Raw genomic sequence first — 12,604 nt, forward strand, 5'->3', positions numbered from 1 at the left:
CTCCCGAACAGCAAGGAAAGGATTTTTCCCTACAAGATCAGCCCAGGAGGGGAATACGCTTTTGCAGGAAAATACAGGTAATGCAACATATACAACCACTCACTAGGGCGCAGATTTACTTCCGTGGCTTTCTAAGCATCCATAAGTCACGGAAGTAAATCCGCGCCATAGAAAAAGGGTTCCACTTCTTTCCCCCGTTCCAGTCTTCCCCGAGCGCGCCTCGCTTTTGGCCATAGATAAGCATCAACTAAGAGCGAATATCTTCCCAGGCCGAAAGGGCAGTGCGAGAGGGGAAGACGGGGCCCCGCGGCCGTGAGCGCTTGCCGCCAGAGATGAAACAATACTGCACCTGCACCCACACAAAAGTAGCCAAGCCAAGGGAACAGCAGACTGCGTGCACCTGCCAATCTCCCCAAAGAAGCCGGTTTTCAGATAGAGGTTAAAGCACAAAATTGAACAAGTGGGCTCCTAACGAGCAGAAACAGCCCTGGGCGAGTAGACACCTTCACCTTCCGGCAGAACCTATCCTACTTGGCAGGCTCCGGCACGTTGGTGATAAAGAATTCGCCAGTGTTGATACCGTCCACCAAATCTTGAATGGACTTATTGCTGAAGGTAGAAAGCAATTGCTGCCGATACTGCTTGATGTCATGGTGCAGCGGGCAAGGGTGGGTGTCTGAACATTCCTTCATGCCCATGCCGCACTTTTTGAACGCCTCCAGCCCGTCAATGGTGCGCACCACTTCCAGAATGCTGATCTCGCGGGCGGGGCGGTGCAGGAAAAAGCCGCCGCCCGGGCCTTTCATGGAGGCGATTACGCCTTTGCGTACCAGATCCTGCAGAATCTTGCCCATGAAATGAGTGGGCAATTCCAACTCTTTCGCAATCTCTTTGATTCCTACCCGCAGGCTTTTGGCATCATGCAAGGCGATGTACACAATCGCCCGCAGGGCATATTCCGTTGTCTTTGATAGCATGTGTTCTGTCCTTACCTCTCCTCCTATACGAAAGCAAAGATATTACATCTCATCCAGTTGCCGCCTTCCTTCGTCGGTAATCATTTCGGGAGACCACACGGGTACCCACACCAGTTCCACCACAATCTCATGGTCAGGAAACCTTCTTTTCAGGATTTGCTGCGTGGCGGTGGTAATGGTGCCGCTCATGGGACAGCCTTTGGTGGTGAGGGTGAGTTCAATGTGAATGTGCTCTTCGTCTACGGCCACCTTATACACCAAGCCCAAGTCAACAATGTTGATGCCTATCTCTGGGTCTATGATATATTTCAAGGTTTCCAGTACTTGTTCTGGGGTATCAGGCGTTAGCGTTTCCATAGGGGAAGGGCTTTAAATCAGGTACTTTGTGCAGCAGCAGGTGGAACACGTTGACCGTGTAGAGCACCGCCGCCACGGTCAACGAAATGGCACCCACCAGAATCACGGCCTGTTCCCGCAGCAGGACGCCTGCCACCACTACCACGAACCCCAGCAGGTAACAGATGTTCTGCCACCGCAGCAACGCGTGGCTGTACAGGTCTTTGGGAAGCGGGGTCTTGAACCGGCCCACCAGGTCTTCATACGCATGCATCCAGATAATAAACGGAAGCGTCTTGAACGTCTGCCCCAGAATCAACGCCGAAACAAAGCCCAAAAAGATGGACAGGCCATACACCAGATACAGGCTGGACATAACCGCCGCGGGCAGTTCTATTTGGCTGCTCACCAGCAGTAACAGTCCCAACGGTACCACCAACAAGGCCAGCGCCACAAACGTCTGCTGCATGCCCAGGTCAAGGTCTGCCCGTTGCCTGGATTTCTTCGCTTCGCGGAGGAAAAGCAGGAACGCGCCCACGCCCCCAACCACCAAGCCCGCATACAAGGGCAGCAACCGCGTGTGGAGGAACAGGTGGTCAAAGGTGAACAGCACCAGTCCCGCGTTGATGAGGTTGTACGACCAGTTCAGGTGTTTGGTGCCCTCAACGTGCGCCAGCAGGAACATAGGAATCAATTTGGCCCCAACCCCTATAATCAAGAGCAGAAACCAACCGCCCATGCCAATGTGGGCGTGCAGCTTAAGGTAGTGCACGTGGTCTTGGGGCAAAAATGGCTGCGTGAAGTTCACCGCCATGAGTAACCCAATGAAACCGGTGAGCAGCAGCCAGGCCGCTGAGGTCACGATGAAATCTGCCTCTACCGTCCACTTAGGGGCTTTTCTGGCCGTCTGGATGATGTTGATGTTGAAGAGCAGAAACGAGACAAACAGGCAGCAGGCCGCCAGATGCATAGGCAAGCCCACTTGGAAGAACCAGAAAGAGTAGGCTAGCAGAATGGTACCCGTACCCAACAACCCGAACGTCCAGATGGCCAGTTTCTCGCTGTAGAGTTTGCCTTCCAGCACCACCGGCAGCAACTGGTACAGCGCCCCGAAGATGGTCATGGTGGCCCAACCCAGCACCGCCACGTGGGTCAGCGTCAGGAGCTTGGGGTGAAAATAGTGGCCGCCAAAGGCATCGGTTGAGAAGAGCAGCAGCAGGCAAAGCGTTAGAAAAGAGACGGCGGCAAAGGCATAATGCGGCAACACTACCCATTTGCCCGGAGAATTGGAGGCGGTTGCGGTACTCATGCGGTTACGGTTTATAAATGAGCAAATACACTTCGGCAGGGCCCACTTCTTTGACGGCTACCTGAAAGCCCCTCTCCGCCAACTTGGGGAGCAGGAATTGCGGCACCCGCTTGTGCGTCACGTGCAAGGCATGGCCGGTAGGCAGCCACTCCAGTTCGTTGAGAATAGTGACCATGGGCAGCGGCATCTCCAGTGGGCGCACGTCTACGTGCTTCAGGTTTTCAACGTACCGGGCCCGCAATTGTTCAAAATCTCCGGTCAATTCGGCGCCCGCCGAGATAGGAGAAGAAACCACCCCGGCACCCTTCTGCCAGAAATAGGTGTAAACCAGCTCTGGCTCCTTTACTTGGGTAAAGCTGTCATAGCCGCGTTTCTGCAGAATCTGGATGAGGGGCGTGGGCTCAAACGTGTTGAGAATGACCAGGGCGTGCTGCCCGTCCAGTTGGTCAACCGCTTGCATGATGTGCAGGAACGGGTCATGGCCGGTGGCAATATCTTCGCGCACATCTACGTAGGTAAAGGCGTTTGGGGGCAGTTTTTCTAAAAACTCCGGAAAAACAGAAGCCGGGGGCATTGCCGTCGGCGCTAGCTCATTGGTTTGTTTTTTCACCTCAAACCCCAGCGGCACCAGCTTCTCAAAGAAAACGTCTACCTCACAGCCCCCAATGCGGGCTGCGTCGGCGATGGTCACCCGGGAGGCCAGAATCTTGCGCAGCAGTGGGTTCCTGAGCTTCTCAAAATGCCGGTTAATGGAGGCAATGGCATCAATGGCCGCCGGGTTCTCCTTGAGAACCGCCGATATTTTGGTGTTGGGGGCAATTTGCATGGCTAGGCGGCTTTGGCACTGGAAGTCCAGAACTCAGGCGTGAACGCGTCTGCTCTGGGTTCGTGTTTGTGCTCCAGCAGTTGGGTGGCCAGTTCCAATTCTTCGGCAGGCACCAAGGTCTGCAGGTACGGGAACAGCTCGCGCTCCTCCCAGCGTATGTGCCCGGTGAGGTCTTTGTCCAGCACCCTGAACAGGTCTTTGTTCATGGGGCTGCCTTCCTGAATGAGGTCTACCAGTTTCTGCATGAGCCGGTGCTCCTCTTCCAGCCGCAGGCGCACCTCGTGGTCTTGCGGCAGCAGGCGGGCCAGCAGCCATTCTTCCTCCTGGCAGTGGGCTTTGAGAATGTTGTCCCAGAAATAGCGCACGTAGGCGCGCATCAGTTTCAGGTCAGTGCCTTTTTTGAGTCCTTGCCTAATCTTCCAGCAGAACAACAGGCCGAAGTGGTGTTCGCGGGAAAGGGGTACCAGACTCTTGTCTCTTTTTTGGGGTGTCACGGCTATTTTCATGACTTTGGTGGGCAGCGCCCGATTAAAATGGAGGGAAAGCGGGCAGGCCTACAGCGGCCCGCCCCTTCCTCCTACCTACAAAACTTCTTTTTCCAGTTCCAGCGCCTTAGGGAACAGAATGTTGTTCTCCAGGTGAATGTGCCGGTGCAAATCTTCTTCAAACTCCTGCAGCTTGGCAAACGCTACTTGGTAGGTGGCGCAGGCATCTTCAGGCAGGGTGAAATCATTGGTCAGGGCCCTGATGGCTTCCAACTCGCCGCCGGCCGCCTCGTGCTCCATCTCCATCATGTTAATGGGGTTCTGAATGCTGCCAAACGCCGGACGCTCCAGTTTTTCGCCTTTCTGCTTGGCCTCGTTCAGTTGCTTGATGAACGGGAACAGCACGCGCTCCTCTTTGGGCATGTGGCTTTCCAACTCGTTGGCCACGTTGGTGAAGTGCTTGGCCACCTGCAGCAACTCTGGGTGGTTGGCGCCGTGCACGCGGGCAATCTTGGAGGTGTACTCATAGAGTGCCGGAATGTTCTCCCGCACGTATTTGTGGTGAATGTTCACAATGTAGTCGGCCAGGAAAGACAAGTCCCAGCTGTCAAAGTCGTTTTGGGCCACGGCCTTCGCTTCTGGCAAGGCGTTGAGTTCGCGCTCCACCACCTCTGGGTCAAGGCCTTTCTCCTCGCACACCTGGCTGATGGATTTCTTTCCGCCGCAGCAGAAGTCAATGCCGTATTTCTTGAACACCTGCGCCTTCCTGAAGTCCTTGGCCACCAACTCCCCAATGGTTTCTTCTTCAGTGGGCGTGAGTTTAGAGATCTTCACCTCCCACACCTCTGGCCCCTGCTCCAGGTACTCCCACTTGAAGATGTTGCCACGCTCCCCCAGCAGTTGGTAATACAGCGGCTTAGGGTCATGGTCATTGTGGATAATGAAGGCCTCGCCCCCTTTAAGCGCATCAAACCATTGGAAAATGGTAGGGTGCTTCATGCGGGGCTCCAAAGTGGTTACATCTAGGGTGTCTATGGTTTCTGTGGTATTCATGGTTGTAATGGTTTATAGTCTTTGTTCAATCACTGAGGTAAAGGTAAAGGTCTTTTTCCTAAAATAAAAGACAAAAAGGTATTTTATTATTTTATTTTCCTTCTACCTTTATGTCCCCTCAGCAGCCCGCACATTCAGCGGCTTCTCAGCCGGGTTAGAGAACATCTACAAGACACTGCAAGGTCGCTGATTGGGCGGGAGACAGGAATGACAGAAGTCGCTTTACCAGATGATGCTTGTCATGCCTGTTGCCTGGGAGGGGCCTTAGCTTGCCTCCGTTTTGGGGCTGTTTTAGGCAAAACAGCCCCAAAACAAGGGAACCACCTCGCCGCAGGCGGATTTCTCAGCCTGGGGAAAGCGGGTAATCTGCCGGGTAGAGGCTAGGCACCGCCTCGTCTCTTTTCTATGGCGCGGATTTGCCCATAACTACCCCTCCTGTTTCCGGCCTGTTTTAGGCAAAACAGGCCAGAAACAGAAACATCGGCGCAGGCGAACTTTTAGGACGGGAAGCAGGGACAGTTCTGCCAATGGCCCAAAAGATTGAGCAAACCCAAATGTGAACTTACCATCACCTTATATACCAGCAGACTTCACCATGAAAGAACAAACCCAGAGGCCCCAGGGGCTCTCCTTCACCCGGCGCTTCACCCAGGAAGGCCAATCCCCTTTCCAGCAGTTTGACTATGAACAGAGAACCTCGGTCATCAAGACTCCTAACGGAGACGTGGTGGCTGAGCTGAAAGACGTGGAAATACCGGCGCAATGGTCGCAGATTGCCACTGATATTCTGGCGCAGAAATACCTTAGGCGCGCGGGTGTGCCGCAGCCCGACGGCAGCCTGGGGGCCGAGACTTCTGTGAAACAGGTAGTGCACCGGCTGGTGAACTGCTGGCGCGCGTGGGGCAACCGGTACGGCTATTTCAAAAGCGAGCCAGACGCGCAGGTGTTTTATGACGAGCTGGTGTTTATGCTGCTGGGCCAGTATGCCGCGCCCAATTCGCCGCAATGGTTCAACACGGGCCTGTATGCCTCTTACGGCATCACCGAGAAATCTGAAGGCCATTTCTATGTTGACCCAGACACCGGGGAACTGCGGGAATCTACGTCCTCTTATGAGCGCCCGCAGCCGCACGCCTGCTTCATTCTTTCGGCGGAGGATAACCTGACCCAGCAAGGCGGCATCATGGATTTGCTGTTGCAGGAGGCGCGGGTGTTCAAGTACGGCTCGGGGGTGGGCACCAACTACTCCAACATCAGGGGCAAAGACGAACCCCTTTCGGGCGGCGGGACTTCCTCCGGCCTCCTGTCTTTCCTGAAGGTGGGCGACCGCGCGGCCGGGGCCATCAAATCGGGCGGCACCACCCGCCGGGCCGCTAAGATGGTGAGCCTTGATGTAGACCACCCCGAAATTGAGGCGTTCATCAACTGGAAGAAAGACGAGGAGAAAAAGGTGGCCGCGCTCATTGCCGCGGGTTATTCCTCTGACTACGAGGGCGAGGCCTACCAAACCGTCTCCGGGCAGAACAGCAACAACTCGGTGCGCATCCCTAACCGCTTCTTTGAGGCGCTGGCGCAAAACCAGGACTGGCACCTGACCGCCCGCACCTCTAAAAACGTGGTGAAGTCGCTTCCGGCGCAAGACCTCTGGCAGCAACTGAACGAGGCGGCCTGGGCCTGCGCTGACCCCGCCGTGCAGTTTGACACCACCATCAATGACTGGCACACCTGTCCGGCCGAAGGGCGCATCAACGCCTCCAACCCCTGCTCTGAGTACATGTTCCTGGACAACACCGCCTGCAATCTGGCGTCTTTGAACCTGATGTCCTTCTATAACCAGAAAACGCAGGAGTTTGACACCGATGCCTTCGCGCACGCCTGCCGCCTCTGGACGGTGGTGTTGGAGATTTCGGTGCTCATGGCGCAGTTCCCGTCAGCAGAAGTGGCGCTTCGCTCCTACCAGTACCGCACAATTGGGCTGGGGTACGCCAATCTGGGCGCGCTGCTCATGGTTCAGGGCCTGCCCTATGACAGTGACACCGCCCGGGCCGTGGCCGCCGGCATTACCTCTCTCATGACCGCCTCGGCTTACCAGACCTCGGCAGAACTGGCCTTGGTTTTAGGAGCCTTCCCTAAGTATGAACTGAACCGGGAGGCCATGCTGCGCGTGATGAGAAACCACCAGCACGCGGCCTATCACCAACCCGACCAGTATGAAGGACTGCACATCGCCCCCGTGGGGCTTGACCAGAAACTTTGTCCGGGCAACGTGCTGCAAGCGGCCAAACACGCGTGGGCCGAGGCGCTACGGCTGGGCGGGTTGCACGGCTTCCGAAACGCGCAAGCCACCGTCATTGCCCCCACCGGCACCATTGGCCTGCTCATGGACTGCGACACCACGGGCGTGGAGCCAGATTTCGCCCTGGTGAAATTCAAGAAACTCGCCGGGGGCGGATATTTTAAAATCATCAACCAATCTATTCCGCTGGCGCTGGAACGGCTGGGCTACTCCCCGCAGGAAATGACCGCCATTGTGAACTACGCCAAAGGGCACGCCACCTTGCAAGGGGCCCCACACCTGCACCCAGCCGCGTTGCTGGACAAGGGTTTTCTGCCGGCGGAAGTGGAGAAACTGGAGGCGGCGCTGCCCACTGCGTATGATGTACCCGGCTTGTTCAGTGCCTACACCCTGGGCGAGGCTTGCCTGCAACGGTTGGGCTTCTCTCCCGCCCACTACCAAAAGCCAGACTTCCAACTGCTGAAAGAGTTAGGATTCACGCCCCTCCAAGTACAGGAGGCCACTGACTACCTCTTCGGCACCATGACCTTGGAAGGCGCGCCCTACCTGCAGGAAAAACACTATGCGGTGTTTGACTGCGCCAACCGCTGCGGCACCAAAGGCACCCGCTTCATCAGCCCCGATGGGCACATTCACATGATGGCCGCCGTGCAACCCTTCATTTCCGGGGCCATCTCCAAGACCATCAACCTGCCCCAGGAAACCACCGTGTCAGAAGTGGCCCGCTGCTATGAGACCTCCTGGAAACTGGGGCTGAAAGCCTGCTCCCTCTACCGCGACGGCAGCAAACTTTCCCAACCGCTCACCTCAAAAACAGCAGACACCACGCAGGAGACCGTTGAAAAGGAAGAACCCGCGCAGAAAGAACTTCTGTACAGCAGCGAGCAGGTGCTCAAAGCCGCCCAAGTCATTCTGGCCGAGGCTCCCAATGATTCGTTCCGGCAGAAATTGTCGCACATGGTGGAACGGCGCAAATTGCCAGACAAGCGCAACGGCTTCACCCAAAAGGCGAAGATTGACGGCCACACCGTGTACCTCAGAACCGGAGAGTACGCAGACGGCAGCCTGGGCGAAGTGTTCATTGACATGTACAAAGAAGGCGCGTCTTTCAGGTCTATCCTGAACTGCTTCGCCATTTCGGTGTCCTTGGGCCTGCAGTACGGCGTGCCGCTGGAGGAATTCGTGAACCGCTTCACCTTCACCCGCTTTGAACCCGCCGGACGCGTAGAGCACCCAAATATCAAACAATCGACCTCGGTGTTCGACTACCTCTTCCGGCTGCTGGGCTATGAGTATCTGGGCAGGACAGATTTGGTGCACGTGCCTTCGCTTGAACAGGAAGCTTTGGCGGAAGAGACGCCTACGGCTATTAAGGCGGAAGCGCCCCCTGTTGAAACCCCGCCCGTTCACAGAAACAACTCCCACGCCACCGGTAAAATTTCTCAACCAACCGTCCTTCTCTCCCCATCCTTGAAAGAGCAAACCCAACAGGTATTGGCCAGCATGATGGGAGACGCCCCCATCTGCCACTCCTGCGGCCATCTCACCATCCGCTCGGGCACCTGCTACAAATGCCTGAACTGCGGCAATAGTCTGGGGTGTAGTTAAAGTGAGAAAGCGTTTAACGCGCAGGGCCAGTCTGTTACAACAGACTGGCCCTGCTGTTTTTAGCCTGTTTTGGTAAAAACCCACCAAAAACGGCTGCAAACCAAGCGTAGAGACCAGGCACCGCCTCGTCTCCACAAATGAAAAAACGACCGCCGTTTTTGCCCTGGTTTAGCGAAAACAGGGTTAAAACGAAGCTTCTTTCTTGTTCCTGAACTGCCCTAAAAAGAACAGCAGAATCCCCAATGGCAGAAAAATGCTGGCCGTGAACAACAGCGCATGGTACTCAGGAATGTCCCCCATTTGCAGCCACAAGAAGGTGCCTTGCAGAAACAGAAGCGCTTCTGTGGTGAAGAAGGCCAACACGAAGATCCCCATTCCCCACCTGCTCTTTCTTCCGCGGAAGGTGAGCCAGCCTTGTTGCCCCAAAAAGGCAAACACGAAGAAACTGATGCACCCAATGAGCACCAGGTGCAGGTACCCAATGATGAAAAACCGGAGTTGGAACGCTACATCTGCCAGGTAGGGGAAAGCCGTAGCCATCTGCATCAGAGCCTTCAGCCCCAAGGCAGCTGCGGCCAATTTGAGCAATAGGCGCGGCCATGGGTGAAAGAGCTGAAACAACTTTTTGCGCTCTGGCAGCAGGAACAGCACCACCACCGCCGCCACCTGGGCCAAAGCAGCCAGGCCGCCCAGCCAATACACCCAACCGGCTGGTTTTATCCAGAGCACCGACAGCAGAAAAGCGGGCAGACAGGCCCAGAACAGAAGCCGGAACACTGTCTGGCCTTTGGTTGGGCTGGAAAGAAGGTGGTGGTGCTCCAACAGCCAGAAAAACAGCCCCAGCACCGCAAACGTAAACCAGCCGTTGTACTGGAAATGCAGGTAGAAATAGATGGCGTTGAAGTATAACTCGCTTCCGCTGCGACCGGTGGCCATAATGGGGCCCATGGCCCAAGGGCCGAAAGACGAAAGCGCCAGAAAAAACAGCGCGGCTTTGACAAAACTGAACGACAATCGGTGCCTGCCTTGCGCCACTCCGGCTGCTTTGGCGTCTTTCAGGAACTGGTAAATAAACCAGTAACTCAGCAGAATATGCGCGGTGCTGAACGTGATGGAAGCCGCCGCGTACCCCTGCACCGGAAACGTGAGCAACATGCCCAGAACCATACCCTGCGACAGCCAGAACTGCCAGGTATAGGTGTGCTTGCCCCGGAGTTCTGGCGGCAAAAACACCAGCAGCAGCGCCACTGTCACCGCCGAATACAGCCAGCCCAGCAGCGCCACGTGCGAGTGGGCGTGCAGCAGGTTTTTGTAGTTCACCCCGGCCACCGTGCCCACCATCAGGTACCGCAGAAACACCCCCAGCAAAGCCACCACCAGCAGGTTGAGCAGGGCCCCCAACAGCCAGTTCTTTTTTGAATGTACGTTCAACAACATGCTCTTATAGGTTAAAGCCAAGGCCAGGCGTTTGGCTGCAGTTCCAGGTTTTTCCCCTAAGCACACCCGTTTTAAGGCTACTTTTCTGAAAACAGCCCCCAAACGGAAGCAAGGGCGGCCCCTTGACTGGCCCTGAAATCAAAGCCAGACCCGCGTATACGCCGGTGCACCCTGCAACCTACTTCTGTATACTGCGTTTCTATTTCGTAACCAACACAATACTACTATGAAAAAGCTACTGATAATAGGCCTGGGAGCGTTTGTTTTCGCCTGCGGCGGCGGCAATGAAACCACCCGAGAAACCACCACCGACCTCTCCAATACCGATGAAAGCGTGGAAATCGGCTCGGGGCAAGAGATTAGCCCGCAACTGGAAGGAGACAGTGACTCTGCCCACGTAGACGTTGATACCGTTTCCAATGCCCAGGAAGTACAGCACGAACAGGAAAAGCACCAGTAAAGGCCCTAGGCCAAAGACCGGCAGGCACCGTCTCCCTTTCTTAAGAGAGGCGGTGCCTTTTGGTTTCCCCGGCTATGGCACAGAGAAACCTTCTGTTTTGGGGCTGTTTTCCTAAAAGCAGCCCCAAAACAGAAGCTCTTAAATTATACTCCCCGCCTAAGCCTGGCAGAGACCACCGGCTCCTGCTGCCTATAGATCCCTTCGGGAGAAAATCCTTCGGGAGCTTAGCACCGGCACCAGAATCCAGACCACCATCAGCCCGAAGGCCAGGGAAATTCCCCAGAGGCTCCCCAGAATGCTCTTGTACAACGCCCCGGTATAGCCCATGAGGGCCGAAATATCCATGTTCAGAAGTACAATAATGCGGGCCAGGTCAATGGGGTTGAGGGCGGTGAGCACCAACGTGGGCGTTTCCAGCGGGTAATCACTGAACGAGTACAGAATGAAGAGCACAATGCCGTCATAAATGAGGGCGAAGTAAAACCAGAGCAGCAGCGCCACGCCAATGCCTTTGGCCTTGTCACGGGTTATGACCGAGGCCAGAAACGCCATGCCCACAAAGATGAATGTGATGAGCACGCCGGTGAGCAACAAATATAGCCCGGTCACCGAGGCTCCCAGCAGCAGCAAGGGCATTCCCACGCCCAACACAAACGCCCCGGCCAGGGAACAGGCCACGCCCAGGTACTCGCTCATGAAAATCTTCCGGCGGTGAATGGGCTGGGCCACCAGCAGTTCTATGAACTCATAGGAGTTGTAGAAGTGCGTGGTGGCAAACACAATGCTGATGAGCGGCACGGTGAGCAGCACCAGGTTCAGCAAACTCAGCACCGCTTTGTCGGGGTTTCCGCCCAGGCTGAACAGCCCAATGGTGAGCAGCAGCAGAAACGCCGTGTACGCCAGCACAATCTTGTTGCGCACAATATCATAAAACACGTATTTGATAATCTTGCCCATGGCTTAGTCTTCTTGGTTCATCATTTTGGCAATGGCCCGGCTCAGGCGTTCTTCTTGGGTGTGGGCCTTGAGGGCCGAAATGGTCTGGTGGAACTTCAGCTGCCCGTCCATGAGGCACATCACCTCATCGGCCACCTCCTCAATCTCGCTCATGATGTGCGAGGTAATGAGAATCAGCTTGCCTTTCTTTTTTTCCTTCAGGATTTTGGCCTTCAGGATTTCGGCCGAGACGGGGTCTAGCCCGGCGGTGGGTTCATCCAGAATGAGCACCTGGGGGTTGAAGAGAAACGCCAGCGCGGCGCTCACTTTCTGCTTGGTGCCGCCAGACAGGGAGCCCATGCGTTTGTCATACATCTCCGGTAGCCCGTACAGCCCAATCAGTTCCTCGTCTATCTGCTGGGCGTCTTTCCTGATGTCCCGGATCATGGAGATGACCTGCCGGATTTTCATGTTCTCTGGGTAGCGGCCAATCTGCGGCATGTAGCCAATCTGGCTACGGTAGGCGTACTGTTTGAGAATGCTCTGTCCGTTCATTTTAATGTCACCGCCGTCTGGCAGCACCATGCCCAGAATACATTTGCTCATGGTGGTTTTGCCCGAGCCGTTGGGCCCAATCACAGAGATGACCCGCCCCGCCTCAAAGTGCACGCTCACGTCTTTCAGCACCGAAAGCTTGCCGTACGACTTATGTAAGTTTTCTATGGTTATCATGGAAGCTCAATCAGTTTTTGGAAATACAAGGTAAACCCCTATTGGCTAGCTGTCTTTCCTGGATTTCTGTTTTAGGCCTATTTTCTGGAAAATAGGCCTAAAACAGAAAAAACAGGCCTGGTTTCAGAGTAAGAATTAAGTTTAGACTT

Annotated in this window: 11 protein-coding genes; 2 read left to right on the forward strand and 9 right to left on the reverse strand. The window is 55.4% G+C overall.

Annotated elements, in window-relative coordinates; all coding sequences use genetic code 11:
• Nucleotides 1-527: 527 nt before the first annotated feature.
• The 6 genes from HHO50_RS13370 to ric form a co-directional block, all read right to left on the reverse strand.
• Nucleotides 528-977: an Rrf2 family transcriptional regulator gene (locus tag HHO50_RS13370; RefSeq protein WP_181306559.1), complete on the reverse strand. Its 450-nt coding sequence runs from the start codon at nucleotides 975-977 to the stop codon at nucleotides 528-530.
• Between the two features lie 42 nt (nucleotides 978-1,019).
• Nucleotides 1,020-1,334 (reverse strand): metal-sulfur cluster assembly factor, encoded by a 315-nt coding sequence (locus HHO50_RS13375; protein ID WP_181306560.1) that lies wholly within the window; start codon nucleotides 1,332-1,334, stop codon nucleotides 1,020-1,022.
• Nucleotides 1,315-2,622, reverse strand: coding sequence for a cbb3-type cytochrome c oxidase subunit I (locus HHO50_RS13380; RefSeq protein WP_181306561.1), 1,308 nt, complete (start codon nucleotides 2,620-2,622; stop codon nucleotides 1,315-1,317). Before HHO50_RS13380 ends, HHO50_RS13375 begins: the two co-directional genes overlap by 20 nt.
• A gap of 4 nt (nucleotides 2,623-2,626) precedes the next feature.
• Nucleotides 2,627-3,448 (reverse strand): DUF2249 domain-containing protein, encoded by an 822-nt coding sequence (locus HHO50_RS13385; RefSeq protein ID WP_181306562.1) that lies wholly within the window; start codon nucleotides 3,446-3,448, stop codon nucleotides 2,627-2,629.
• Nucleotides 3,449-3,450: 2 nt separating this feature from the next.
• Nucleotides 3,451-3,954 carry a hemerythrin domain-containing protein gene (locus tag HHO50_RS13390; protein WP_181306563.1) on the reverse strand — a complete coding sequence of 168 codons (504 nt, stop codon included), beginning with the start codon at nucleotides 3,952-3,954 and terminating at the stop codon, nucleotides 3,451-3,453.
• 75 nt (nucleotides 3,955-4,029) lie between these two features.
• Complete coding sequence (gene ric, locus HHO50_RS13395; RefSeq protein ID WP_181306564.1) at nucleotides 4,030-4,986, reverse strand: iron-sulfur cluster repair di-iron protein; 957 nt, start codon at nucleotides 4,984-4,986, stop codon at nucleotides 4,030-4,032.
• Between the two features lie 595 nt (nucleotides 4,987-5,581).
• Between ric and HHO50_RS13400 the strand changes: the two genes are divergently transcribed.
• The gene (locus HHO50_RS13400; protein WP_181306565.1) at nucleotides 5,582-8,890 is read left to right on the forward strand and encodes a vitamin B12-dependent ribonucleotide reductase; all 3,309 of its coding nucleotides are present in this window, start codon (nucleotides 5,582-5,584) and stop codon (nucleotides 8,888-8,890) included.
• 183 nt (nucleotides 8,891-9,073) lie between these two features.
• Here HHO50_RS13400 and HHO50_RS13405 read toward each other — a convergent pair whose 3' ends face one another.
• Nucleotides 9,074-10,321, reverse strand: a complete 1,248-nt coding sequence (locus HHO50_RS13405; RefSeq protein ID WP_181306566.1) for a hypothetical protein — start codon at nucleotides 10,319-10,321, stop codon at nucleotides 9,074-9,076.
• A gap of 232 nt (nucleotides 10,322-10,553) precedes the next feature.
• Here HHO50_RS13405 and HHO50_RS13410 point away from each other — a divergent pair, with 232 nt between their 5' ends.
• Nucleotides 10,554-10,787 (forward strand): hypothetical protein, encoded by a 234-nt coding sequence (locus tag HHO50_RS13410; protein WP_181306567.1) that lies wholly within the window; start codon nucleotides 10,554-10,556, stop codon nucleotides 10,785-10,787.
• A 189-nt stretch (nucleotides 10,788-10,976) separates the two neighbouring features.
• Here HHO50_RS13410 and HHO50_RS13415 read toward each other — a convergent pair whose 3' ends face one another.
• Together HHO50_RS13415 and HHO50_RS13420 are read right to left on the reverse strand one after the other, a co-directional pair.
• Nucleotides 10,977-11,744 carry an ABC transporter permease gene (locus tag HHO50_RS13415; protein WP_181306568.1) on the reverse strand — a complete coding sequence of 256 codons (768 nt, stop codon included), beginning with the start codon at nucleotides 11,742-11,744 and terminating at the stop codon, nucleotides 10,977-10,979.
• 3 nt (nucleotides 11,745-11,747) lie between these two features.
• Nucleotides 11,748-12,455, reverse strand: a complete 708-nt coding sequence (locus HHO50_RS13420) for an ABC transporter ATP-binding protein (RefSeq protein ID WP_181306569.1) — start codon at nucleotides 12,453-12,455, stop codon at nucleotides 11,748-11,750.
• Nucleotides 12,456-12,604: the final 149 nt, after the last annotated feature.

The sequence above is a fragment of the Rufibacter sp. XAAS-G3-1 genome (assembly GCF_013623775.1).
Taxonomy (GTDB): Bacteria; Bacteroidota; Bacteroidia; order Cytophagales; family Hymenobacteraceae; genus Nibribacter.